The organism is Sinorhizobium sp. GQ132 (genome assembly GCF_059758575.1).
The window spans coordinates 101,795-127,341 of record NZ_JCAXDX010000009.1 but is presented as its reverse complement, the minus strand read 5'-3'; the positions used below and the strand labels follow the sequence as shown (position 1 = coordinate 127,341).

The following is a 25,547-nucleotide window of genomic DNA, read 5'->3' as shown; positions in this document are numbered from 1 at the left end:
CTGCGTCCTACTGGGCTGCCTGCACCTCCATGCGTCCCGTCGCCGTGCGCGCCGAGAATTGCGGCCGGTACATGTCCTCCACGCTCGCGGCCGGATGGTCGTATGTGCCGGGCGTCACCGCGCGTACGACATAGGCGAGGGTGATTTCGCGGTTGTCGCCAGCCGAACGGTCGAAGGCGGCCACGAAGCGGTCGCTGCGGAATTCGGTATGGGCAGCCTCAACTTGGCCGATCCATTCGAAATTCGAAAGCTGGGCGCTGTCGACGAGGCTTGGATTGTCGATCTCGAATCCGGCGGGCAGGAGGTCGGTGATAAGCACCCGGGACGGCCAGTCGTTGCTCTCGGTCACCTTCAGCACCGCGACATAGCGCTCGTTCTGCCGGGCCTCGCTGACATTAGCGGCCGTTCCCTCGAGCGTGTAATAGCTCCGCTCGATGGAGAAGCCTTCGCCGCCGGCCGAGAGCGGCTGGGCTGGCGCCGCCACCGTCGTCACGACGGCGGAGACCATGTCGGTGCCCTCGTTGCGGATAACGACCGGGTGCTCGATCAGCGCATCGCCGGTCATGCGGGCGGCGTAACTGCCCGTGCGCGCTGCGCCGTTGACCTCGATCCTCATGTCTTCGTCGCCCCCCTGGATTGCGCGTGCGGCCAGGAGCATCCAGGTCTGCTCCTGGGTGCTCGTGTATCTCGCCTGCTGCCATTCCCGTGCGACGACCCTGGAAAGCTCGGGAATGATCGGCGGCACGGGCCGGCTCTCGGCTGCCAGCGCCAGCACGGCCGCGCCGTCGCGAAGCGAAGAGCCGTAGTCGGAGCGGGCGAGGCTGACATTGACGAGCCCAGTCGACATGTTGGCCGCGGCCGCGAAGATATCCTGCGAGCGCCGGGCGTCGCCATAGAGCGCGAGCGCCGCGGCGATATGGGCCTTGGCGAGCGGGGTCGGGAAATCGCCGAGCATCGTGTCCGCATAATAACGCAGATCGCTGATCGCGGCCTTGCGGTTGCGCGCCAGGACATAGAGCGCATAGGCGATCTCGTTGCCGCGGTCCTTGACGTTGGTCTCGTAGCTCAGCGCGTTCTGCAGGTTTTCGAGCGCCTGCACCATCGATTGTTCCGGCACGTCGAATTTCTGCTCCCGCGCGCGGGTAAGGAAATCGGTGACGTACGCATCGAGCCAGAGATCGCCGGAGCCGGGGCTCCAAAGGCCGAAACTGCCGGTGGAGGATTGATAGGCAAGGACCCGATAGATCGCCTCCTGCACGCGCTTCTTGACGCCCTCGTCGTCGGCAAGCCCGGCTTGCTTGGCAAGCTCGCTGAGATAGAGCAACGGCAAGGCGCGGCTCGTCGTCTGCTCAGCGCAGCCATAGGGATAGCGGTCGAGCGTCATCAGAAGCGCCGGCACGTCGAAGGCGGCCGAACGCGTCACGTTGAGGCTGACCGAAGCGCCCTGCAGCAGGCTGTCGGCGAGCAATTGCTCGTCCACCGTGAGGCTGCTGCCGGCGGCGACATTGACGACATGACGCTGAGTGACCGGCAGGGCTGCCGGGCGGACAGGAATGTTCAGCGTCTGCTCCAGCGACAGGCCCGAGGCGTTCGATAGCCTGACGGTGACGAGACCGTCTCCCGGATACTGTCCGGCGAGCGGCAGGGTAAGAGCGGATTTGCCGCCGGCGCCGAGGTTCACCATTTCGGCCGCTGTCTGTTCGACGGTGACCGGGCCGTTGGTCGTGACCTGCAGTTGATAATCGCCCGCCGGCCCGTCGGTGTTGGCGATATCGAGCCGCAATTCGGCCCGGTCTCCCGGCGCCAGGAACTTCGGCAGGCTTGCGGTCACGACGACCGGATCGCGGATGACCACGTCCTTCACGGCATGGCCGACGCCGGACTTCGTCCAGGCGACCGCCATGATCCGTGCCGCTCCGTTGAATTGCGGAATGTCGAATCGAACATTCGCCATGCCTTCGGCGTCGAGCTTGATGGCGCCCGAGAAGAAGGCGACGAGCTTTTCGGTCGGGGGGCTGCCCTGGAGCGGCATTTGTCCGCCGTCGCCGCCCGTGCGCAGCCGGCCGGTCGCGCCGAGCGAGCCGTCGATCAATCGTCCGTAGAGATCGCGCATCTCGAGCCCGAGCCGCCTCTGGCCGAAATACCATCCGTCTGGGTCCGGAGCCTCGTAGCGCGTCAGATTCAGGATGCCGACATCGACTGCGGCAACCGTGACATAGGCGTCTTCGTTGGCGCCGGCCCCCCGGACCTGAAGGCCGATATCGAGCGGCCGGCGCGGTTCGGTCTTCTCGGGCGCGTCCAGGCTGACGGCGAGCTTTCGATCCGCGGGATCGACGGCCAGCCACTTGATGCCGATCGCCCGCATGGGCATGCGGCTCTCCTGAGCTTCGCCCGGGCGGTAAAGCGTCGCGGTGACATAGGTGCCCGTACCCCATTCGGCCGTCACCGGCAGTTCCACCTCGCCGCCGGTTTCGGCAATGGCCGCGGTCTTCGTCGTCACCAGGGTTTCCGTGCCGACAGTCACCAGCAGTTCGCCGGCAAAGCGCGGCGAGACCTTGAGCTTCGCCGTCTCGCCGACCGCATAGTTTTCCTTGTCGAGTGCGATCTCCAGCCCGTCCGGGGTCTCCGTCGAGGTGGCCTCGACATACCAGCCCGCATCGAACTCAACGCTCGAAGCCGGCCCGTCGAGGGCCGCCGCCTCGATCTCCAGCCGATAACGGCCCCAGCCGACCGGGACGGAAATTTCGGCGCCGTCCTCCGTCACGTCGGCCGAGCCGCTCGCCACCTGTTTCGTGGAGACGACCGGCTCGTATTTCCAGGCGGTGCCGTCGCGATACCACTGGTAGTTTCGTTCGACGCTGATCAGCTTCCAGGGGAGACCCGGCATCGCGGTCCTGGTGCCGTCCGCGCCGACGGCGATGACGTGGAACTTCCCGACAGAATTTTCGGCGAGGTCTCCGGAGAACTCCGGCTTGATGCCGATCATCGGTCCCTCGGGTTTCACCGGCAGGGTCAATGTGCGCTCGACCGCGCGGCCGCCGGCCTCGCGCATGCGAACCGTCACACTGGCGTTGAGCAGCTGCGTCGTTCCGGGGACCTCGGTCAGATCGACGTCGAAAACCGCCTTGCCGTTTTCATCGAGCGGCTCCAGACCTTCCAGCGGCAGGCGCGTGTCCTCGCTTGCCTCTTCGTCGGCGAGGCCGAAGAAATAGCCGTTGAACGCTTCGCTCCGGCGCGTCGGCCTGACGGCAATTTCGCCTTCCAGCGTCAGGCCCGCGGCGGGTGCGCCGTAGAGATAGCGTCCGTCGACGGCGATTTCGACGGGGGTGCCGACCTCGATCGCCTCTGCCTCGCTCGTCAGGTCGAACTCGGTGCGGTCTGGCACGAAATCGTCGACGAGGAACTGCTTCTCGGCGATCGCAGAGCCCTTCGGATCGGTGAATATCTGCATCGTCCAGGTGCCGCGCATCGCATTTTCTGGGACCGGCAGATCGAGCGTGTGCCCGCCGAGCTTGCCGCCGTCGCTGACGAGGCGGCGGTCCTCGACGCCGTCCGGGCGCAGGAAAACGAAGGTCAGTGGCAGCTTCTCGATCGCGGCACCGTTGACGTCGCGGGTGAGCGCTGCGGCATGAACGGTTTCGCCCGCGCGATAAATGCCGCGTTCCGTCCAGGCGAAGACGTCGATCGCACCCGGTGCGGCGCGTCCGGTGACGCCTCGGTCGGAAAGGTCGAAGCCGGCGCGCGTCATGTCCAGGAACACGTAGTCGTCGCTACCCTTCCGGGCGGTGATCGCCGCCGGCGTCATGCTGGCCGTGCCGCGGATCAGTCCGGCGGAAAAGGTTGCGCGCCCTTCCGCATCGGTCGTCGCCGTCCCGAGCACCTCATTGTTCTTGGCGACCAGCTGCAATTCGACCTCTGCAAGAGGCTTGGCGCTCGCAAGCGAACGCGCGAAGACGGTAAGCCCATCCGTGCCTGCAAAGGTCGATATGCCGATGTCGGACACGACGAACCATTGCGTGGCGCGGGCGTCCCAATCCTGTGTAAGCCCGGTTCCGGAGCTCGCCGTCAGCACGTAGACGCCGGGCTTGCGCTGCGGCAGAGCCTCGTCGACCGGAAAGCTCGTCACCACTTCCTTGTTAAGCTCGGTGGCGATGTCGATGCTGCCCTGCCAGACCAGCTCGCCGCTCTCGTCCTTGATGCGCTCCTCGCTGTAGCCGTCGAGCTGGGTCAGGAACTGGGAGCTCGTGAGCAGCGAAGAGATGTTGCGGTCGCCGATTCGGTAGAGCTTGAGCTTGGCGCTTTCCGTATTGACCGAGACGATCGGAATGCCGCGCCGCGCAGTCGAAGGCAGAACGAAGCTGTCGCCGGTGAAGCGGACCATCGGCCCGCGGTCCTTCACGTACACGTCGAGGCTCACGGGGGTCTCGATGACTTCCTCGACGGAGGAGGGCAGGCCCTGCCTCAGCACGAGTTTGTAACGTTTGCCATGCGCCAGGCCTTCGACGCAGATTTCGCTGCCCTTGGCTTCAACCGCCTTCGGCGCGGCGCCATCGAGCGTTACGAAGGAGGAATAATCGGGACCGTTCTTCAGAAGCGGCTCGGAGAATTGCACGCAGGCGCGGGGGCTGGCGCTGTCTGCATCGACCGTGTGGCCGGTGACCCGAAAGCCTTGCCGTGCCTTGAGATCGAGATAAGCCGTCTCGACCGACTTTGCCTGCACGAGTTCGAGGCTCGCTTTGTAGGCCTGGAGCGCGGCACGATAGTTCTGCAGCTTGTCGAGCGCCTGGGCGAGAATAGCCAGTGCATGCGCGCGACTTTGCGCGGTCCGCGTCAGTTGATAGCCGTTAAGCGCCGCAAGGGCGGCTTCGCTCGCCAGGTCCGTGCCGCCCGTATACCGGTTGGCGGCCTCAGCCGCCTCCAGCCACAACGCGCTGTCATCCGGCGCTACCGCAAGCGCACCGCGGAAGGCCTGGAGGGAGGCGACGAAGTTGCCGGCCGTCAACTCGCTGCGCGCCGTCTCGATGAGGCCGTTGACCCCGAAACCCTGCTGCTCGTCGGCCAGAACGAGGTTCGCCTTCACATCGCGCGCCTGCTGCAGGAGATCGTCCGAGACGAAGTCAAGGCGCGGCGGTGCCCCGATGTCGGCTTCGCCCGCGGCGGTTTCGACGACCTTGCCGGCAATGGCCCCCGGGAACGTGTTCAACTGGTTGAAGTCGGACTTGAGGAAGCACCACTTCACCTTTGGATTGTAGGTGAAGGCCCTGCAGGAGCGGTCGGCGATGCAGGCACTCTGGCATTGGTCGAGCGATACGTTCTGCTCGGTGCGCAGATCGAAGCCGAAATAGTCGGCATCATTGGTAATCTCGATCCGGCGTTCCGGCTCGGCCGCTGCGATCGGCATCCCCAGGGAAACGAGTGTAAAGAGAAGAGTGGAAAGACCGAGAAACGCGCGCATAGACAAAAGTCCCCCCGACGCTGGCCGCTTCGATTGTACATCACTCTTTCAACCTTCGCCGGTCGTTGTCAATCGAGGAAACGGCGAGTTCAGGGGACACCCTATGGCTGTGCGGCGCCCGTTGTGCCTTGAAGCACGAGCCCATAGACCAGCTCGTCCGTCCAGCTTTGCCCCGGTGGATCGCTTGCGGGCCGAGGCAATCCTGTGATATTTCTCACAGATTAACATTGCACAAAATGCTTTCTTTATAACTTGGAAGAGCCATGGCCAGCCGCAGGGAAACACGCATCGCCACCTTGTCCGACGCGCTTTCGGCGCGGCGCGTCGTGCATCTGAAAGAGGCGGCGGCGCTGCTCGGCGTATCGGAAATGACCGTCCGCCGTGATGTCGCCGACCATCCTGGGCTGTTCGGATATCTGGGCGGCCATATCGTCCCGGCCGCCGAGATCGAGAGCGATGCGCCCTACGAACTTGCCCGCGCGGCCGACAGTCACGCCGCCGCCAAGCGGCAGGCTTGCATTCATGCCGCCCGGCACATTCGCCCGGATGAGACGATTTTCATCGATTGTGGTACGACGCTGGAATATCTGGTCGAACTGATACCGGACGATTACGCAATTACGGCGATCTGTTATTCCCTGAACACGGCCGAAAGGCTGACGCGGAAGAAAAATCTCCGCATGGTAATGCTGGGCGGCGTCTATCACCCGTCGTCGGCTTCGTTTTCCGGTGCGCCCGGCATCGAGACGCTAGACCAGCTCGGCATCAATGTCGCCTTTCTTTCGGCGGCCGGGATAGACCCGGCGAGGGGAGCGACCTGCGTTCATTTCCACGAGGTGCCGGTCAAGCAGAAGGTGATTTCGCTGGCGCGCGAGAATTACCTCGTCGCCGACAGCAGCAAGCTCGGCAAGCTGAAGGCGGCTTTCTTTGCTCCACCCGGTGCTTTCCGGTCGCTTATCACGGAAGACGGCGAAACCGCGCTGACGCCTATGCCTGGAAAAGTATGAGCGCGCGCAACCAGCCTTGACAGGCGGTGGAAATGATGAAAGTTTAACAAATATCGTGTTAGAAAACTAACATTCTGTTGTTCGCTCTTGAGGCGCGCCGCCGGTGGTCCGGGTGAAGGGGAGAAATCGGTTGGAAGACCTTGCTCTGAGAAGCGCGGCGGTGCACTCCGCCGGCGCGGGCCACAACTGGCCGCGCAATGACGGTGTCGAGCTCGACCTGTCCTGGGTGCTCGATCAGCGCGTCAATCTCTCTGCGGCAGAGCGCCGCGTTCAGACGCTGCCTGGCCGGCGCACCGTGAAGAAGGATGCGCAGGCCGCCTGGCTCTTGAAAGCCGTCACCTGCATCGATCTCACGACGCTCAACGGCGACGACACGACCGAGCGCGTAAAACGCCTCTGCGCCAAGGCTCGCCAGCCGGTGCGTCAGGACATTCTCGAAGCGCTCGGCATGGGCGATCGAGGTATCACGACCGGCGCGATCTGTGTCTATCATCGCTTCGTTTCGACCGCGGTGGAGGCCCTGGAGGGTTCCGGAATTCCGGTGGCGGCAGTGTCCACGGGCTTTCCGGCGGGTCTCGTTCCCCATGACGTCAAGCTCAGGGAGATCAAAGCCTCGGTTGCCGATGGTGCTCGGGAAATCGACATTGTCATCACCCGCGAGCACGTATTGACCGGCAATTGGCAGGCGCTCTACGACGAAATGCGCGATTTCCGTGCGGCCTGTGGCGATGCGCATGTCAAGGCCATCCTCGCGACCGGCGATCTCAAGACGCTTCGCAACGTCGCGCGGGCTTCGCTCGTCTGCATGATGGCGGGCGCCGACTTCATCAAGACGTCGACCGGAAAAGAAGGGGTGAACGCGACCCTGCTCGTCACGCTCGCCATGCTCAGGATGATCCGGGCCTATGAGGAGCGAACCGGAATCAAGGTCGGCTACAAGCCGGCCGGCGGCATCTCCGTCGCGAAGGACGTGCTGAACTATCAGTTCCTCATGAAGGAAGAGCTTGGGCGGGAATGGCTCGAGCCCGACCTTTTCCGCGTCGGCGCATCGAGCCTGCTCGCCGATATCGAGCGACAGCTCGAACATCATGTCAGCGGCGCGTATTCGGCCCTCAACAGACACCCGATCGGATAATCAGATGAGCGTTGCCACTTTCTTCGACGATATGTCCTATGGCCCGGCCCCCGAAGCCGACACCGAGGCGCGCGCCTGGCTCGCTCGGCATGAAGGCAAGTTCGGCCATTTCATCAACGGCGCCTCTGTCGGGTCGGTTTCCGGCAAGACGTTCGACACGTTCGAGCCGGCGACGGGCAAACTGCTCGCGAAAATCGCACATGGCGGGCGCGACGACGTGAACGCGGCGGTGGCGGCGGCGCGCAAGGCGCAAGGCCCGTGGGCCAAGCTCTCCGGACATGCGCGCGCCCGACACCTTTATGCACTCGCGCGAATGATCCAGCGCCATGCGCGCCTGATCGCGGTCGTCGAAGCGCTCGACAACGGCAAGCCGATCCGGGAAACGCGCGACATCGACATTCCGCTCGCCGCTCGCCACTTCTATCATCATGCCGGCTGGGCACAGCTGCAGGAGACGGAATTCGCCGACCAGGTGCCCGTGGGCGTCGTCGGACAGGTCATCCCCTGGAACTTCCCCTTCCTGATGCTCGCCTGGAAGGTTGCCCCGGCGCTGGCGCTCGGTAATTCCGTCATCCTGAAGCCTGCGGAGTTTACGCCCTTGACGGCGCTGCTCTTCGCGGAGCTTGCCGCTGCAGCGGGCCTCCCCGCGGGCGTGCTGAACGTGGTGACGGGCGAGGGCGAGACGGGGGCGCTGATCGTCGAACACGAGGATATCGACAAGATCGCCTTTACCGGCTCGACCGAAGTCGGACGCCTCATCCGCGAGAAGACGGCAGGGAGCGGCAAGTCGCTGACGCTGGAACTCGGCGGCAAGTCGCCCTTCATCGTCTTCGACGATGCCGATATCGACGCGGCGGTCGAGGGCGTCGTGGATGCGATCTGGTTCAACCAGGGCCAGGTCTGCTGCGCCGGTTCACGCCTTCTGGTGCAGGAGGGCGTGGCCCCGGTCTTTCATGATCGCCTGAAGCGGCGCATGGAGACGCTCCGCGTCGGTCATCCGCTCGACAAGGCGATCGATATGGCGGCGATCGTCGCGCCGGTGCAGCTCCAGCGCATCGAAGAGCTGGTGGCGAAGGGTGTCGCCGAAGGCGCTTCGATGCATCAGCCGAAGATCGACCTGCCGAAGGGTGGCAGCTTCTTTCGGCCGACGCTGCTGACCGGGGTCCAGCCGACTTCCGTCGTCGCGACCGAGGAAATCTTCGGGCCGGTGGCCGTGTCGATGACCTTCCGCACGCCGGAGGAGGCCATCCAGCTTGCAAATCATAGCCGCTACGGCCTTGCGGCCAGCGTCTGGAGCGAAACGATCGGTCTTGCCCTGCATGTTGCCGCCAAGCTTACGGCAGGCGTCGTCTGGGTCAATGCGACCAATCTCTTCGATGCATCGAGCGGCTTCGGCGGAAAGCGCGAGTCCGGCTTCGGCCGCGAGGGCGGGCGCGAGGGCTGCTACGAATATCTGAAGCCGAAGGCCTGGATGGGGCGCAAGCTGCGCGCCGAGTACGGCTTGCCGGCTGCGAAGCAGGCCGCCGGTGATTTCGCCGTTCCGGCGCTTGACCGCACTGCCAAGCTCTTCGTCGGCGGCAAGCAGGCTCGGCCGGACGGGAACTATTCGCGGCCTGTGCTTTCCCCGAAAGGCAAGGTGATCGGCGAAGTCGGCGAGGGCAACCGCAAGGATATCCGCAATGCCGTCGTTGCGGCGCGGGGCGCCACGGGCTGGTCTTCGGCAACCGCGCATAACCGCGCCCAGATCCTCTATTACATCGCCGAGAACCTGAGCAGCCGCGGGGCGGAATTCGCCGACCGCATCGCCGCCATGACCGGGGCTTCGGCAGCCAATGCCCGAGCGGAGGTCGAAGCTTCGATCGCGCGGCTCTTCAGCTACGGAGCCTGGGCGGACAAGTATGAGGGCACCGTGCACCAGCCGCCCTTGCGCGGCGTCGCGCTGGCCATGCCGGAACCGCAGGGCGTCGTCGGCGTCATCTGCCCTCCGGAAGCACCGCTGCTCGGACTTGTCAGTCTCGTTGCACCGCTGATTGCGGTCGGAAACCGGGTGGTCGCCGTGCCGAGCGAAGCGCATCCTCTGGCTGCGACCGACTTCTACTCGGTCCTCGAGACCTCGGACGTGCCGCCGGGCGTCATCAATATCGTCACCGGATCTGCGATGGAACTCGCCAAGGCACTTGCCGCGCACAACGACGTGGACGCGCTCTGGGCGTTCGGCTCGCCGGAACTTTCGACACTGGTCGAGAAGCTGTCCGTCGGCAATCTCAAGCGTACCTTCGTCGATTACGGCAGGGCGATCGACTGGACGAATCGCTCGGCCGCCGAAGGGCAGGCGTTCCTGCGGCGAGCGGTCGACGTCAAGAATATCTGGATTCCCTACGGCGAATAGCATCCCGCTCTTGGATGAGCGGGTGGTCGTCCCATCGAAGCGTGGAGAAAGAGCAACAGGCTGTTGACGGCGCGCGCCAGAAACGGCCTGATGCGACCGCGCTTTGCAGTGGAGGAGGACAGGAATGCTCAAGAATATCGACCCGGCTCTCAATGCCGATGTGCTGCACGCGCTGCGATCGATGGGCCATGGCGACACGCTGGTGATTTCCGATACCAATTTCCCATCGGATTCCATCGCGCGGCAGACCACGCTCGGCAAACTGCTGCACATCGACAATGTTTCGGCGGCGCGCGCGGCAAGGGCGATCCTTTCAGTCCTACCCCTCGACACGCCGCTTCAGCCTTCGGCCGGGCGCATGGAAGTCATGGGGGCGCCGGACGAGGTCCCGGCAGTGCAGCGGGAGGTGCAGGCCGAGATCGACCGCAACGAAGGGAAGCCCGCTCCGATGTACGGCATCGAGCGCTTTGCCTTCTACGAGGAAGCAAAGAAGGCCTATTGCGTTATCACCACCGGCGAGACCCGCTTCTACGGCTGCTTTCTTTTCACCAAGGGCGTCGTTCCGCCGGAAAACGTCTGAGCCGCGCGAGGTTACGCCCATGGCCGAGCTCAAGGTAAGGACGCGGGAAACTGGCGCGACCGCCGTCGTCGGCCGCACCGGCTTTCCGCATGTGAGATCGCTGACCGGCGGCGAACTCGATATCGTCACCAGTCCTTCGCAGCCGGGATTCGGGCCGCTCGACCTTCTCTATGCATCGCTCGCGAGCTGTCTGGTGCTCAGCGCCCGCATCGCCGCGAGCCGTTTCGGCGTGCTCGACCGGCTCGCGGAAGTTTCGGTCAAGGTGACCGGTGAGAAGGCCCATGACGAACCGTCGCGGGTCGCACGGTTCCACATCGCCTTCGTTATCACGGGCGAATTCGACGACACCGTACGCCACGCCATCATGGAGGCGGCGGAGGAGGAGATCTGCACAGTCAGCAACACGTTGCGCGGCAGTCCGGATTTCGTAAGCACTGTGTCGGCTTAAATAAAAGTCAAACTGAGGGAGAAGAGTCCGCAATGACGCGTCCGGCCTATCGATTCAATTCCATCATCGTGCGTTCGCCGTCACGATCGGTCGTCAACGGCTTGCGCGCGGAGGATCGCGGCAGCCCCACCTATGAGGGAGTGAAGGCCGAGCACGACGCCTATGTCGAGGCGATGCGCGATGCCGGCGTGAAGGTCACGGTCCTGCCGGCGCTCGAGACCTTTCCGGACTCGATTTTCGTGGAGGACCCCGCTCTGGTCTTCACAGAGGGGGCGGTCCTGCTTCGGCCGGGAGCGGCCACGCGCGTCAAGGAAGTCGAGGAAATCGCGCCGACGCTGCGTGACATGTTCGAGACGGTGCTCGAGCTGCCGCAAGGCTATGCGGACGGCGGCGACGTGCTGACGACGCGGGAAAGCGTGATGATCGGCCTGTCGGCGAGAACCGACAAGGCGGGCGCGGCGGCGCTGCAGGCCTGCCTCGAGAAGCTCGGGCGCAAGAGCGAGGTCGTCGCGACCCCGGAGGGCGTCCTGCATTTCAAGACCGACTGCTCGCTCCTCGACGACGAGACGATCCTCTCCACCGATCGTCTTGTACGATCCGGCGTCTTCGGGAAGTTCCGGCAGATGATCATTCCGGAGGGCGAAGAGCCGGCGGCCAACGCGCTGCGCGTCAACGACGTGGTCTTGGTCGGCTCCGATTTTCCCAGGACGATCGAGATGCTCGACAAGGCGGGCTACAGGGTCGTGCCGCTGAAGACCACGGAAATAGGCAAGATCGACGCGGGGCTTTCCTGCATGTCGCTGAGGTGGTTCAGCGAAAAGGCTTGACGGGAGCCGGCGAGGACCGCGTTCCACATAAGATCGACAGGCCGGATGCTGCCCCTCATCCCGCTGCCGCGACCTTCTCCCCGTACGAAACGGGGAGAAGGGACAAGCGGCGCGGCCACAGTTCTCCAGCGGAGTTGAAGCATGAGAAGGGACCCAGGGGTCCCTTCGCCCCGCTTGCGGGGAGAAGGTGCCGGCAGGCGGATGAGGGGCAATCCCCCGACGCTACGCCGGCGACAGATCTCCGAACACCGTGGGGATCAGTTCCGACACGGTCGGGTGGATATGCACCGCGCGGGCGATCGTCGTGTAGGGCTTCTTCGCATACATCACGTCAAGAATGCTCTGGATCGCCTCGTCGCCGCCCGTTCCGAGGATCGACGCGCCGAGGATGTCCTTGGTTTCCGCATCGACGATGACTTTCATGAAGCCCTGCGTCTCGCCCTTTTCGACTGCGCGGCCGACCCGTGTCATGGGGCGCGTCCCGATCAGGAGCTTGTGTCCTTTCTTGCGGGCCTCGGTTTCGGTCATGCCGGCGCGCCCGAGCGGCGGGTCGATATAGAGGGCGTAGGTCTGGATGCGGTCGCTCACCCGGCGCGGATCGTCGTCGATGAGATTGGCGGCAACGATCTCGAAGTCGTTATAGGACGTGTGCGTGAAGGCGCCGCGGCCGTTGCAGTCGCCCATTGCGAAAATATGCGGAACATTGGTGCGCAGGCTGTCGTCGACCTCGATATAGCCCCGTTCGTCGGTTTTCACGCCCGCCTTGTCGAGGCCGAGATCATCCGTATTGGGGTGGCGGCCGGTTGCAAGCAGCACATGCGAGCCGGTCACCTCGGGCTCGCCCGACGTGCAATCAACGCCCACGACGATGCCGTCCGCATGGTTCGAGAAGCGGATGCATTCCGCATTCGCGCGTATTCGAATGCCCTCGTTCTCGAGGATCTCACGGATTGCGTCGGAGACCTCCGGATCCTCCCGCCCGATCAGCCGCGGGCCCTTTTCGATGACGGTGACGTCGGAGCCGAAGCGGCGGAACATCTGGGCGAATTCGAGCCCGATATAGCTGCCGCCCACCACGACGAGATGTTCAGGCAGCTCGTCAAGGTCCATGATCGAACTGTTGGTGAGATAAGGAATCTCGTTCACGCCGGGCAGATCGGCAACCGCGGCGCGGCCGCCCACATTGACGAAGATCCGCTCCCCCGAAATCAGTTCGTCGCCGATGCGGACCTCACGCGGACCTTCGAAACGGGCGTGGCCCTCGAAGACGGTGCAGTTCTTCATACCCTTGAGCCACTTCTCGACGCCTGAGCGGGCATCGAGCCGGACTTTTTCCTTTCGCGCCATGACGCGACCGAAATCGACCGAGACGGGTCCTGTCGTCATGCCGTATTCGGCTCCGCGCCGGGCCGTGTGGATCGCATAGGCGCTCGCGACCATCGCCTTGGTCGGCATGCAGCCGGTGTTGACGCAGGTGCCGCCGAAAAGCTTGCGCTCGATCAGCGCGACGGTCTTGCCCGTATCCGACAGCCGTCCGGCGAGTGAAGGGCCCGCCTGGCCGGCACCGATGATGATCGCATCGAAATGCTTGTTCATGACAACCCCCGAGGAGATGCTGGCGCCGGGCGGAAGAGTGGTCCACATTACGTCCGATTGCAATGCGCATCGACGGCCCAATCCGGAGGGCGCCATGGAACGGATATCAAGTGCAGACAGCTTAAGCTCGATTTTTTCCGGAAAGCTGACATATATGGAACGTCTTGGCCGGACGCAGCGCGGAAAGCGTGATCAAAATTCGAGGTCAAAACCGAGGGAGACAATCATGCGACTGAACTTCACCAGGACACTGATCGGTGCCGCCATTGCGCTTGCACTCACCACCGCGGCTGCCGAGGCCGACGTCGTCGTTTCCTCGAAGATCGACACGGAGGGCGGCGTTCTCGGCAACATCATCCTCTCGGTCCTGAACGCCAACGACATCAAGACGACGAATCGCGTGCAACTCGGCGCCACTCCTGTCGTGCGCAAGGCGATCATCGCCGGCGAAATCGACATCTATCCCGAATATACCGGCAACGCCGCCTTCTTCTTCGAGAAGGCCGACGACCCGGCCTGGAAGGATGCGGCGAAAGCCTATGAAGAGGCGAAGAAGCTCGACTATGACGCCAACAAGATCGTCTGGCTGACGCCGTCGCCGGCCAACAACACCTGGGCGATCGCGCTGCGCAAGGACGTTGCCGAGAAGAACAACCTCAAGACCCTCTCGGATTTCGGCAAATTCGTTTCTGACGGCGGCGAGGTCGTGCTCGCGGCTTCATCCGAATTCGTCAATTCCGCCGCCGCCTTGCCTGCGTTCCAGACGACCTATTCCTTCAAGCTGAAACCGGAACAGCTCATCACGCTCTCCGGTGGGGATACCGCCGCGACGATCGCGGCTGCGGCAAACCAGACGAACGGCGCCAACGCGGCAATGGTCTACGGCACCGATGGAGGGATCGCGCCCTCCGGTCTCGTGGTTCTCGAGGATGACAAGGCCGTCCAGCCCGTCTATCAGCCGGCGCCGATCATCCGCGAGGCGGTTCTCAAGGAAAATCCGGCGATCGAAGAGATCCTGAAGCCCGTCTTCGAAAAGCTCGACCTCACCACCCTGCAGGAGCTCAACGGCCGCGTGCAGGTCGGGGGCGAGTCGGCCAAGGCCGTTGCCGAGGACTTCCTGAAGGCGAACGGCTTCCTGAAATAGCTTGACGCCGGGGAAGGGCGCTGGTCCGATAAGACTTCGACCGCGCTCTCCCTCATCCTGCGTCGAACGGACGGCTGAATGGCGATTGGCATCATCCAGAAAAAGGAACGCTTGGCCTTCCGTTTCGACAAGCTCGGCCTGATCATCGCGATCCTCGTCCTCTATGGCGCTTTCCTTGCGCCTTTCGCGACGTTTCGTGCAAACCGGATCATTCAGGGCGAAGCGCGGGCCATCCTGGAGGCACTTCCGCCGCCGCTCGGCTACGGGCTCCTCGCCCTCGTGGTCGCCGGCGCCGCCGTCGCGTTTGCGAGGACGCCGCGCCTCTTGCGGATGGCCGTGGCACTGGCTGCGCTGGCAGCTCTCGCCCTTCTGATCGGGGTGGCAGCCGATCACCTGACGCCGCCCGACAACAGCTTTGCACGCGTGTCTCCGGCTTCCGGCTTCTGGGTCCTGGTCTTTGCCTTCTCATTGTTGCTCGCGGACGCCTTGACCCGCCTCAACCCGGGGCCTGGTCTGCGGCTTCTCGTTTTCGCGGGCGTCCTCGTCCTCGCTGGAGGAATGCTCGTCACCGGCCGCTGGGACGACCTTTCGATCATGAAGGAATATGCCAACCGCGCCGAACTGTTCTGGACCGAGGCGGGCCGTCACGTGACGCTGGCGCTCGGCTCGCTTGCCGCGGCGACCGTCGTCGGATTGCCGCTCGGCATTCTCTGTCACCGCGTCGAACGGTTGCGGGCCGGCGTGCTCAGTGTCCTGAATGCCATCCAGACGATCCCTTCCATTGCACTTTTCGGCATTCTGATCGCGCCGCTCGGCTGGGTCGCGGCGAATGTTCCCGGCGCTGCGGCGATCGGCATCCGCGGCATCGGGGCCGCCCCCGCATTCGTCGCGCTCTTCCTCTACTCCCTGCTGCCAGTCGTCGCGAATACGGTCGTCGGGCTTGCCGGCGTGCCGCACGCGGCCACCGACGCGGCGCGAGGCATCGGCATGACGGATCGGCAGCGCCTCGTCGCGATCGAGTTTCCGCTGGCCTTTCCCGTTATCCTGACCGGCATCCGCATCGTGCTGGTGCAGAACATCGGGCTTGCGACGATCGCCGCCCTTATCGGCGGCGGGGGGTTCGGGGTTTTCGTCTTCCAGGGGGTGGGTCAGACGGCGATGGACCTGGTGCTGCTCGGTGCCATTCCTACCGTCGTACTGGCCTTTACCGCCGCAATCGTGCTCGACGCCCTGATCGAGATGACCATGCCGAACCGCAGCCGAGGCAACGCCGCATGATCGAAATCGAGGGAATAACCAAGCGCTATGCCGATACGGCAGTCGTGAGCGACGTGTCGCTGACGGTCGCGCCGCATACGGTCACCGTCGTCGTCGGAACCTCCGGCTCCGGCAAGACGACGCTCCTCAAAATGATCAATCGCCTCGTCGAGCCGACGGCCGGGACGATCAGGATAGACGGGGAGGACAACCGGTCGATTCCCGGTTTCGAGCTGCGCCGGCGCATCGGCTACGCCATTCAGGGCCATGGCCTCTTCCCGCACAGGACGGTCGCGCAGAACATCGCGACAGTGCCGACGCTGCTCGGCTGGGAAAAAGCCCGCATCGATGCCAAGGTCGAGGAGCTGCTGAAGCTGTTCCAGCTCGATCCCGCGGAATTCGGACCGCGCTACCCCCACGAGCTTTCCGGCGGGCAGCAGCAGCGGGTGGGCGTTGCAAGGGCACTGGCGGCGGAGCCCAACGTGCTCCTGATGGACGAGCCCTTCGGCGCGCTCGATCCGATCATCCGCGCCAAGGCGCAGGACGATCTCGCCGCCATCCAGAAACATTTCGGCACTACGATCATCCTGGTCACGCACGACATGGAAGAGGCCTTCCATCTTGCCGACAGGATCGCGGTGATGGACAAGGGCGAGGTGGTGCAATATGCCACGCCCGCCGAAATGCTCGTCAGGCCCGCCACACCTTTCGTCGAGACGCTGGTCGGCGCCAGCGAGCGTCCATTCCGGCTACTGGGCATCGAGACAGTCGGCGAGGCGGTCGAGCCCGGCTCGGCCGAGGGTCGGCCGGTCCCGGAGGTTCTCAGCCAGCGTGACGCGCTGTCGGAGCTTCTGTGGACGGGCCGTTCGGCACTGCCGGTCGCGGCGGCCGACGGCGCGATCCTGGGCAAGATCACGCTCGAAGCGATCGTGAAGCGTGCGGCGAGGCGGCAGTGATGGCCACCCTGCCCAATCTGTTTCGGCTGACCGTGCTCGCCGTGCTGCTGGCTTTCCTGCTGCAGCCCGCCTGGTTCGAGCCGCTGCTTAAACCTCTGGTGCAGGAGAACGCGCCGGCCGTCTACAACCAGGGCAGCCTGTTCTGGCTGACGGTCCTGCACTTGCGGACTGTATTCGTCGCGACCGTGGCCGCGACCCTCGTCGCCGTATCACTGGCGATCATCGTTACACGGAAGGCCGGAGCCGAGTTTCTGCCGCTCTCGCGCAGTCTGGTGAACATCGGCCAGACGTTCCCGCCTGTGGCGGTCCTCGCGCTTGCGGTCCCGATTTACGGCTTCGGCGAGAAGCCGACCCTGATCGCCCTCTTCCTCTACGGCCTTCTGCCGATCTTCGAAAATGCCCTGACCGGTCTGACGACGCTGCCGCCGACGGTGATGGAGGCCGCACGCGGCGCGGGAATGACCGGGCGCCAACGCCTCTTCAGGATCGAACTTCCGCTGGCGCTGCCGGTGATCCTGACGGGCATCCGCCTTTCCGTCGTGATCAGTCTCGCGACGGCGACGATCGGCTCGACCGTCGCGGCCAAGACGCTTGGCGAGGTCATCATCGCAGGGCTTCAGTCCAACAACCTCGCCTTTGTCCTCCAGGGCGGCTTGATCGTCGGCGCGCTTGCCGTCCTCATTCACGATGCGCTCCAGGGGCTTGAACGGGCATTCGCCGGTCGAGCGCACATCTGAAGCGCCTCGCGTCCGGTCGAATTGACGGGATGCGTCAGGCCGCTGCTTGCGCGTGCGCTAAGCTTGACGCCTGAGAATGAAAATGAATTTCACAATCTGCCGCAATTTCCGATTTTTTATTGACGAGGTGAAAATTCTGGCCCAGTCTACGAAAAATAATTACGCCGAGACAAGGGAACAGCGCGAGCATGAAAGTCGGGATAATCGGACTCGGATTCCGTCTGGGATATCTGGGCTATGTCTTCAAGGCGATCGACGAAGCCTTCGAGATCGCGGGATATGTTGATCCCGAACCAGCCGGCCTTGCCACGCTTACCGAAAAAGGCATTTCCGCCGGCAGGGCCTACGCCACGCCTGAGGAGCTGATCGCCGGCGAAGAGCTCGATCTCCTGATGATCGGCTCGCCGAACCACATGCATCTCGATCATATCCGCATCGGTCTCGAGGCCGGCATCAAGGTCTTCTGCGAGAAGCCGATCGTCAGTACGATCGAGCAGAGCCTGGAACTTGCGGCACTGCTTTCGAAACACGGGCCCGACCGGCTGATGGTCGGTCTCGTGCTGCGTTATGCGCCGCTCTATCGTGACCTGCGCGCTGCGCAAGCCGCGGGAACGCTCGGTCACGTGGTTTCGATCGAGGCCGCCGAGCACATAGAGCCCTATCACGGCGCATTCTTCATGCGCGACTGGCGCCGCTACGGACGTTATGCCGGAAGCTTCATGCTCGAGAAATGCTGTCACGATCTCGATCTCTACAATGGCGTCGTCGGCGCGCGCCCGGAACGCGTCGCCAGTTTCGGCGGCCGCAAGAGCTTCATTCCGGCCAATGACCCCAGCCGCGACGGCGTCAACGACCTGCAGCTTTTCCACCGAAAGCCGAGCGGCTGGCTCGGATCCGACAAGGTCTTCGACAGTGACGGCGATATCATCGACTATCAGGTCGCCATCGTCGAATATGCCAACGGCGTCGCGATGAACTTCCACACCAACCTCAACGTGCCGGATCAGTTCCGCCGCTTTTGCGTCGTCGGTTCGCGCGGCATGGCGGAAGGCGACTTCATTCGCGGCTATCTGGACGTGCACGAGGTGCTGTCGGGCAGGAAGGTCGTCGAGAAGCGCTACGCCAAAGAGACGGCGCTTTCGCAACACTACGGCGCCGACGAGCAGATGGCGGCCGAGATCATCGCGCATGTGCGGGATGGCGGTCCCCTGCCGGTCTCGCCGCTCGACGCGCTGGAAGCGGGCATACTGGCGCTGTCCATGGACGAGGCGCGGATGAAACGGACGGTCGTCGATCTTCGGCCCCTCTGGGACCGCTTCGACGAAGCCCTGCATGCCCGTGCGGCTTGAGAGGGGGAGGGGATGAGCGTTCGGCGCAGCACGATCATCTTCGCCTGGATCCTGCTTCTTCCGGCCGTTTTCTACGTGACGGTTATCGTCGCCTATCCGCTGGTCGATACCTTCATCCTGTCCTTCACCGATGCCTCGCTGAAGAAGACGACCAATTGGGTCGGCACAGCCAATTACGACAAGATCTTCAACGCCACCTTCGCGGAAGTGATCCTCCGCACCTTCGTCTGGACCGCCTTCTCGGTGACGATCAAGATGATCATCGGCACATTCGGCGCCGTGATGCTGAACGCCGCAGTGCCGGGGCGGGCGCTTTTTCGCCTGCTCACCATGCCGCCATGGATCGTGCCCATGGCGATCGGCATCTTCATGTGGGGCTGGATGTATAACGGCCAGTTCGGGATGATCTCCGGTATGCTCCAGAACTGGGGGCTGGTGGACGGTCCGGTCGCCTTCCTGGCGCATGGCTCCACCGCCTTCTGGGCGACCATCGTCACCGACGTCTGGATCGGCGTGCCTCTGGTAACGCTCTATATGCTCGCCTCGATGCAGGCGATCCCGCAGGATCTCTACGAGGCCGCCTGGACCGACGGAGCAGGGCGCTTCTACCGCTTTCGCCGCATCACCCTGCCGCTCCTCGTGCCGTCGATGATCACCATGTCGATGCTGTCGCTGATCGCCACCTTCAACTCGTTCGACATCATCTGGATCCTGACCCAGGGCGGGCCGAACGGCGACACGACGACGATGATCATCGACACCTACCGGACCGCGATCGGCTCGAAAAAATACGGGGAGGGCGCGGCGCGCGCCGTACTGATCTGCATCTTCCTGTCGATCTTCTGCATCGCCTATTTCCGCGTCACGCACCGCCTTGCCACGGGAGAAAGCCGATGAGCCAGCCCGCAATGATCAACCGCTATCGCTGGTACGAGCTCGTCGGCATCTATGCGGGCATCTTCGTCTTTCTCACTTTCATCCTCGCGCCTTTCGTCGAAGGCTTCCTCGTATCTCTGAAGCCGCTGAGCCGCCTTTTTTCCTCTCCCTACCGCTTCTGGCCGGAGGACGGCTCCCTCGAAGCCTATCGCACCATGTGGGTGAGCGTGCCGGGCTTCGCCCGCTATATCTTCAATTCCTTCTTCATTTCCGTCATCGTGACAGCCGTCGTGCTGGTGCTGGTGGTGCCGGCGGCCTATGCCTTTGCGCGCTTCAGGTTCCGCGGCAGCGGGGCGCTGCTTGCCGCTTTCCTGGCGGTCAACATGTTCTCGGGCGCCGTGCTGCTCATCCCCCTCTTTCGGCTGATGCGCAGCTTCGGCGTGCTGAATACCTATTTCGCCATGATCGTGCCGGGTGTCGCCTTCCTGATCCCGTCTGCTATCTGGCTTCTGCGCACCTACATGATGCGCATCCCGCGCGAGCTGGACGAGGCAGCCTTCGTCGACGGTGCAAGCCACTTCTACACGCTTCGCCGGGTGATCCTGCCGATCGCCATGCCGGGTATCACGGTTGTGGCAATCACGACCTTCATCGGCTCCTATGCCCAGCAGTTCATTTTCGCGCTGACCTTCAACTCAAAGAGCGAGTACATGCCGCTGCCCGTGGGCCTTTTCGCCTATTTCGGCCGGCAGGAGGTGGTCTGGAACGAGCTCATGGCGGCAAGCTTCGTCGGCATCGCTCCGGCCGTGATCGTGATCTTCTTCCTTCAACGCTATCTCGTCAGCGGCCTGACCGCCGGCGCGGTGAAACAATAAGCAATCATTAAAACAGGGGAGTTTCATCAGTGACTATTGCTTGCAAAGCTACCTTTTTCACGCTTGCGCTGCTCGGATCGACCGCTCTCGGCAGCGTTGCCGCACAGGCCGCGGACCAGGAAATCAGCTGGATCTATTGCGGCGACACGATCGATCCTATCCACGAGAAATACATCAAGGAATGGGAGGGGAAGAATCCCGGCTGGAAGGTCACGCCCGAAGTCGTCGGCTGGGCCCAGTGTCAGGACAAGGCGACGACGCTTGCCGTGGCCGGGACGCCTGTCGGCATGGCCTATGTTGGATCGCGCGCGCTCAAGGAGTTCGCCGAGAACGAATTGATCGTTCCGGTCCCCATGACCGAGGACGAGAAAAAAGGCTACTATCCGAATATCGTCGACACGGTAACCTTCGAGGGAACGCAGTGGGGCGTGCCTATCGCATTTTCCACCAAGGCGCTCTACTGGAACAAGGACCTTTTCAAACAGGCCGGTCTTGATCCGGAAGTCCCGCCCAAAACCTGGGCCGAAGAGATCGCCTTCGCCAAGCAGATCAAGGAAAAGACCGGCATTGCGGGCTACGGACTTCCGGCCAAGACCTTCGACAACACCATGCACCAGTTCATGCACTGGGTTTACACCAATAACGGCAAGGTCATCGACGGCGACAATATCGTCATCGACAGCCCGGAAGTCCTTGCCGCCCTGCAGGCCTACAAGGACATCACCCCCTATTCGGTCGAAGGGGCGACGGCTTACGAGCAGAACGAAATCCGCGCCATCTTCCTTGACGGGAAAGTCGGCATGATCCAGTCGGGCTCCGGAGCTGCCGCCCGACTGAAGGAAACGAAGGTCAATTGGGGTGTAGCGCCGCTGCCGCTCGGCCCTTCGGCCAAGGGCGAAGGCACCCTGCTGATCACCGACAGCCTTGTGGTGTTCAAGGATACGGGTGTCGAGGAGAAAGCGATCGAATTCGCCAAGTTCATCACCTCACCCGGCCCGCAGGGCGAGTACGAGTTGCAGGGCGGTGCGGGTCTGACGCCGCTTCGGCCGTCTCCGAAGGTAGACGAATTCGTCAAGGCCGATCCGTCCTGGAAGCCGTTTATCGACGGGATAGCCTATGGTGGTCCGGAGCCGCTCTTCAAGGACTTCAAAGGTTTCCAGAACACGATGATCGAGATGGTTCAGTCGGTGGTGACCGGCAATGCCGAGCCGGCGGATGCCTTGAAGAAGGCGGCCGACGACCTCGAACAGTACAAATAAGCCCGCCGGGACCGCGGGGCCTCGGCTCGGCGGTCCCGCCTTCCATAGTGGCGGAAATGCCGCTTCGCCGGTGGCCGGAGACAGATTATTGGGACAGCTCACTCTCAACAAGGTTCAGAAATTCTACGGCACCTACGAGGTGCTGAAGAGCATCGAGCTCGAAGTCGGGAATGGCGAATTCGTGGTCTTTGTCGGGCCTTCCGGCTGCGGCAAGTCCACCTTGCTCAGAATGATCGCGGGGCTTGACGAGACGACCGCCGGCGACATCGTCATCGACGGGAAGCGCGTCAACGATCTGCCGCCGGTCAGGCGGGGCATCGCCATGGTCTTCCAGTCCTATGCACTCTACCCGCATATGAGCGTGTTCGAGAATATCGCCTTTCCGCTCAGGGTCGAGAAAATGCCGGAGGAGAAACTGAAGGCGAAGGTCGAGCATGCTGCCCGCATATTGCATCTCGACCAGCGGCTGGAGCAGAAGCCAGGCATGCTTTCGGGCGGCCAGCGCCAGCGTGTGGCAATCGGGCGGGCGATCGTGCGCGAGCCGAAGATCTTTCTCTTCGACGAGCCTCTGTCGAACCTCGACGCGGCATTGCGCGCTGACATGCGCATCGAGCTTGCGAAACTGCACCGGCAATTGAAGGCGACGATGATCTACGTCACGCACGACCAGGTCGAGGCGATGACGATGGCGGACCGGATCGTCGTGCTGAATGCCGGTGAGATCGCCCAGACGGGAGCGCCGCTCGAACTCTATCACAAGCCCGCCAATATATTCGTCGCCGGCTTCATCGGGCATCCGAAGATGAATTTCCTGCCGGTCGCCTGCACCGGCGTCACGGAGGCCGGCGTGGAAGTGGACTACAAGGGGCAGACTGTCCTTGTGCCGGTCACGCCCCGCGCGGGCATGACCGGCCGAACCCTGACGCTCGGAGTCCGGCCGGAACACATCCAGATGGGTGGCGCCGACCTGACGCTGACGGTCACCCCATCGGTAATCGAGCGTCTCGGCGCTCACACCGTGGCCTATGTGGCGCTCGACGGGGAGGGCGAGAACTATTGTGCCATGCTGCCGGGAACGCTCGCGATCCGTGCGGACGAAACGATCAGGACCGGCATCCGCGCCGCCGACTGCCATCTTTTCGACGAGAACGGGGTCGCCTTCGAGCGCCGGGTCGAGATGACCGACATCGACATGGCGCTCTTCGACCCGGCGGCGTGATCGTGAGCACGACGATCAGACTGCTCGTTATCGACGATGTCGCGACCTTCCGCAGCATTCGGCTGGAGGCGCTTCGGACGGAGCCTGCCTCCTTTGCCAGCAGCGCCGAAGATTGGGAAAAGCTGCCGGACGAGGAGTGGCGGCGCAGAACCGTCGGCAACCCCGTCTTCGTTGCCTTCCAGGACGATGTCCCAGTCGGCATCATGGGGCTGATGCGTCAGAGCGCCAGCAAGATGGCGCATCGCGCGACGCTCGTCATGGTCTATCTGCGCCGGGAACATCGCGGAACCGGGCTAGCGAGGCGGCTTCTGGATGCTGTCGCGGATTACGCACGAAATGAGGGCATCAAACAGCTGGAGCTTGCCGTCAGCGCCGACAACCCGACGGCGATCCGATTTTACCATCGCGAGGGCTTTTCTGTAGCCGGCCGCATTCCAGGCGGTTTTCTTCACGAGGGCCGGGAGATTGACGATGTCATCATGGTGAAACGCGTCGCCGATTGAGTGCCGGCCCGTCTCACGTGCGGGCCGCCCCCCCCTCGCCGCACGAGGTGGGGACCAGCAGTCGCGAAAGGGACATTGACGTCGCCAATAATCGCGCGAAAATCGGTGGCGTATTCGGGCTGTTTTGGTGAACTCGGATCGGGAGGCGGGAATGTCGGAAACAACCGTCAACGTGCGTTATATGGTGGCTGACGTCGAAGCTGCGGTCGAATGGTACACGAAGCATCTCGGCTTTTCGCTTCTCTCCAACCACGCTCCCGCTTTCGCGGATGTCAGGCGGGGTGCCCTGCGGCTGTTGCTGAGCGGCCCGTTGAGCTCTGCGGGACGGCCGATGCCGGACGGCGAACGTCCTTCGCCGGGCGGCTGGAACCGGATTCATCTCATCGTCGACGACCTGACTGTCGAGGTCGAGCGCCTGCGCGCCGCCGGCGTCAGGTTTCGCAACGACGTCGTGACCGGACCCGGCGGATCGCAGATACTGCTGATCGATCCCTCCGGCAATATGGTGGAGCTGTTTCAGCCGGCGGCTCGCTGACCGCTGCGGGTTCCGAGTCGAGAGCGGTTCACTGTTCCTGTGAAACAGTGAAACGCTATAGCCCTTAGAAGCTACGTGCGCCCGAAAGATGCCGTATCCACCGTCCCTGTCGAGAGGGCGAATGGCACGGTGCGCCCACTGAATGTTTCCTTTGATCGTAGCCGATCAATGGACAAAAACATGCAGCAGCTCAAAGTGCTACAGCGACCTTTGCGTGTCTCGGAAGGCGCGACGCTATAGGAAAACTTTTCGGAGGGCTGCAATCTCTCCTCACCTCATCCTTGTGCTCGTCACAGGGATGAGAGTAGCGCCGCGTCGGCGGCGCGGGAAGCGTTCTTTCAGTCCAAGGACTTGGTCTGGCTGGATTCCTGTGACAAGCGCAGGAATGAGGAATTCAACAAGCGGCGGCGGGTATTCGATCTCAACAGGCCTGAGGGCCGTGCAGTTGGCAGAGCTAGGCCATAGGTCGTTATCGGGATTCAGCGATCCTTTGGCTTTGCGGAGACGGTCTCGTTGTCCTTTTCTGATCGGCTATTCGCCCTGCGCGGCATCCAGAGCGTCGATGATGGTCTTGAATGGCAGGATCAGGCTAAGGGGGCTGCTGTCGAGCAGCGGCATTGCGCCGAAACGCTCGTACCAGCACGCCGCCTTCTCGTCCTTGGCGTCGATGGCAAGCGCCACCCCGCCGACCTGCGCGGCAACGGCAAGCGCTCGCGCACCGGCTGCCAGCAAAAGATCGCCGCCAAGCCCCCGACCCTGCAGCGGAAGCGCCACCGCCAGACGGGCAAGCCGATACACGGCGACCTCGTAGCGGCCCAGCCCTTTCGTCAGGGAGGCGGGGATTTTTGCGAAGACAATCGAAGCGGGGCTGATTGAATAGTAGCCGAGTATGGTTTCGGGCGCGGTTGGAGCCACCGCCACGAAGGTCTTGGAGCCGCCGCCTTCGTGGTTCTGACGGGCGTGCCGGCGCAGATACTCGTTCAGTTCCGGCGTGCCGCAATCGAACGCCTTGCGGTCATGGTGGCGTCCGATAGGTTCCTCCCGCCAGTCAAGCACTCTTGCCGTCTCGTGCGATACGGCGGCGGGCTGCGGCGAGCAGAGCCGGCGTCGGGGCCGGCGGATTTTCCAGAAGATCGAGCACGCGCAGGGAATCCCGCTCCGACAGCGAAATACGTTCCGCGTTCTCAACCACCTCGCGCGCGGCCGGCAGGACAGCGCGCATGATGAAGCTGGTTACGTCCAGCCGCTCATGGGCGGCGGCGGCGGTGAGAAGCCGCTTTTCGTCGCGCGTGGTGCGCAGTTCGATGCGGTCGTCACGATTAGCTTGCATCTGGGCCATAACGATCTCCGTTCTATACGTACGGATAATAGCCGTACCATAGAAGAATATCAAGATGACG

21 protein-coding genes are annotated in these 25,547 nt (G+C 63.3%); 17 read left to right on the top strand and 4 right to left on the bottom strand.

The window, feature by feature from the left end; genetic code table 11:
- Positions 1-7 precede the first annotated feature (7 nt).
- Complete coding sequence (locus AC6CIG_RS21860) at positions 8-5,455, bottom strand: alpha-2-macroglobulin family protein (protein ID WP_127709833.1); 5,448 nt, start codon at positions 5,453-5,455, stop codon at positions 8-10.
- A gap of 263 nt (positions 5,456-5,718) precedes the next feature.
- Here AC6CIG_RS21860 and AC6CIG_RS21855 point away from each other — a divergent pair, with 263 nt between their 5' ends.
- The 6 genes from AC6CIG_RS21855 to AC6CIG_RS21830 all read left to right on the top strand — a co-directional run bounded on the left by AC6CIG_RS21855 (position 5,719) and on the right by AC6CIG_RS21830 (position 11,841).
- Positions 5,719-6,462, top strand: a complete 744-nt coding sequence (locus AC6CIG_RS21855) for a DeoR family transcriptional regulator (protein ID WP_437416859.1) — start codon at positions 5,719-5,721, stop codon at positions 6,460-6,462.
- 130 nt (positions 6,463-6,592) lie between these two features.
- On the top strand, positions 6,593-7,597 hold the full coding sequence (gene deoC, locus AC6CIG_RS21850; RefSeq protein WP_018097045.1) for a deoxyribose-phosphate aldolase: 1,005 nt from the start codon (positions 6,593-6,595) through the stop codon (positions 7,595-7,597).
- Positions 7,598-7,601: 4 nt separating this feature from the next.
- On the top strand, positions 7,602-9,986 hold the full coding sequence (locus AC6CIG_RS21845; protein ID WP_498323783.1) for an aldehyde dehydrogenase family protein: 2,385 nt from the start codon (positions 7,602-7,604) through the stop codon (positions 9,984-9,986).
- A gap of 124 nt (positions 9,987-10,110) precedes the next feature.
- Positions 10,111-10,566, top strand: a complete 456-nt coding sequence (locus tag AC6CIG_RS21840) for an RbsD/FucU family protein (RefSeq protein WP_102762389.1) — start codon at positions 10,111-10,113, stop codon at positions 10,564-10,566.
- Between the two features lie 19 nt (positions 10,567-10,585).
- Complete coding sequence (locus tag AC6CIG_RS21835; RefSeq protein ID WP_018097042.1) at positions 10,586-11,014, top strand: OsmC family protein; 429 nt, start codon at positions 10,586-10,588, stop codon at positions 11,012-11,014.
- A 32-nt stretch (positions 11,015-11,046) separates the two neighbouring features.
- Positions 11,047-11,841, top strand: coding sequence for a dimethylarginine dimethylaminohydrolase family protein (locus AC6CIG_RS21830; protein WP_102762391.1), 795 nt, complete (start codon positions 11,047-11,049; stop codon positions 11,839-11,841).
- 222 nt (positions 11,842-12,063) lie between these two features.
- Here the strand turns inward: AC6CIG_RS21830 and AC6CIG_RS21825 are convergent, their stop codons facing one another.
- On the bottom strand, positions 12,064-13,437 hold the full coding sequence (locus tag AC6CIG_RS21825; protein WP_026168813.1) for an FAD-containing oxidoreductase: 1,374 nt from the start codon (positions 13,435-13,437) through the stop codon (positions 12,064-12,066).
- A gap of 226 nt (positions 13,438-13,663) precedes the next feature.
- Between AC6CIG_RS21825 and osmF the strand changes: the two genes are divergently transcribed.
- From osmF to AC6CIG_RS21770, 11 genes are all read left to right on the top strand, one after another.
- Positions 13,664-14,581 (top strand): glycine betaine ABC transporter substrate-binding protein OsmF, encoded by a 918-nt coding sequence (osmF, locus tag AC6CIG_RS21820; protein ID WP_018097039.1) that lies wholly within the window; start codon positions 13,664-13,666, stop codon positions 14,579-14,581.
- A gap of 78 nt (positions 14,582-14,659) precedes the next feature.
- Positions 14,660-15,859 carry an ABC transporter permease gene (locus tag AC6CIG_RS21815; protein ID WP_498323780.1) on the top strand — a complete coding sequence of 400 codons (1,200 nt, stop codon included), beginning with the start codon at positions 14,660-14,662 and terminating at the stop codon, positions 15,857-15,859.
- Positions 15,856-16,794 carry an ABC transporter ATP-binding protein gene (locus AC6CIG_RS21810; protein ID WP_437405910.1) on the top strand — a complete coding sequence of 313 codons (939 nt, stop codon included), beginning with the start codon at positions 15,856-15,858 and terminating at the stop codon, positions 16,792-16,794. The genes AC6CIG_RS21815 and AC6CIG_RS21810 overlap by 4 nt, the downstream gene beginning before the upstream one ends.
- Positions 16,794-17,531, top strand: a complete 738-nt coding sequence (locus tag AC6CIG_RS21805) for an ABC transporter permease (RefSeq protein ID WP_102762395.1) — start codon at positions 16,794-16,796, stop codon at positions 17,529-17,531. Before AC6CIG_RS21810 ends, AC6CIG_RS21805 begins: the two co-directional genes overlap by 1 nt.
- 188 nt (positions 17,532-17,719) lie before the next feature.
- Complete coding sequence (locus tag AC6CIG_RS21800; protein WP_018097035.1) at positions 17,720-18,880, top strand: Gfo/Idh/MocA family protein; 1,161 nt, start codon at positions 17,720-17,722, stop codon at positions 18,878-18,880.
- 12 nt (positions 18,881-18,892) lie between these two features.
- Complete coding sequence (locus tag AC6CIG_RS21795) at positions 18,893-19,777, top strand: carbohydrate ABC transporter permease (RefSeq protein ID WP_102764449.1); 885 nt, start codon at positions 18,893-18,895, stop codon at positions 19,775-19,777.
- On the top strand, positions 19,774-20,631 hold the full coding sequence (locus AC6CIG_RS21790) for a carbohydrate ABC transporter permease (protein ID WP_102762398.1): 858 nt from the start codon (positions 19,774-19,776) through the stop codon (positions 20,629-20,631). Before AC6CIG_RS21795 ends, AC6CIG_RS21790 begins: the two co-directional genes overlap by 4 nt.
- 29 nt (positions 20,632-20,660) lie before the next feature.
- Positions 20,661-21,890, top strand: coding sequence for an ABC transporter substrate-binding protein (locus tag AC6CIG_RS21785; protein WP_018097032.1), 1,230 nt, complete (start codon positions 20,661-20,663; stop codon positions 21,888-21,890).
- 88 nt (positions 21,891-21,978) lie between these two features.
- The gene (locus tag AC6CIG_RS21780; RefSeq protein WP_018097031.1) at positions 21,979-23,109 is read left to right on the top strand and encodes an ABC transporter ATP-binding protein; all 1,131 of its coding nucleotides are present in this window, start codon (positions 21,979-21,981) and stop codon (positions 23,107-23,109) included.
- 2 nt (positions 23,110-23,111) lie between these two features.
- Positions 23,112-23,612 (top strand): GNAT family N-acetyltransferase, encoded by a 501-nt coding sequence (locus tag AC6CIG_RS21775; protein WP_437405909.1) that lies wholly within the window; start codon positions 23,112-23,114, stop codon positions 23,610-23,612.
- 151 nt (positions 23,613-23,763) lie between these two features.
- On the top strand, positions 23,764-24,147 hold the full coding sequence (locus AC6CIG_RS21770) for a VOC family protein (protein ID WP_018097029.1): 384 nt from the start codon (positions 23,764-23,766) through the stop codon (positions 24,145-24,147).
- A gap of 531 nt (positions 24,148-24,678) precedes the next feature.
- Here the strand turns inward: AC6CIG_RS21770 and AC6CIG_RS21765 are convergent.
- A complete protein-coding gene (locus AC6CIG_RS21765) occupies positions 24,679-25,203 on the bottom strand; it encodes a GNAT family N-acetyltransferase (RefSeq protein ID WP_498323778.1) in 525 nt (174 codons plus the stop codon).
- Positions 25,196-25,486 (bottom strand): type II toxin-antitoxin system TacA family antitoxin, encoded by a 291-nt coding sequence (locus AC6CIG_RS21760; protein WP_018097027.1) that lies wholly within the window; start codon positions 25,484-25,486, stop codon positions 25,196-25,198. Before AC6CIG_RS21760 ends, AC6CIG_RS21765 begins: the two co-directional genes overlap by 8 nt.
- Positions 25,487-25,547 lie beyond the last annotated feature (61 nt).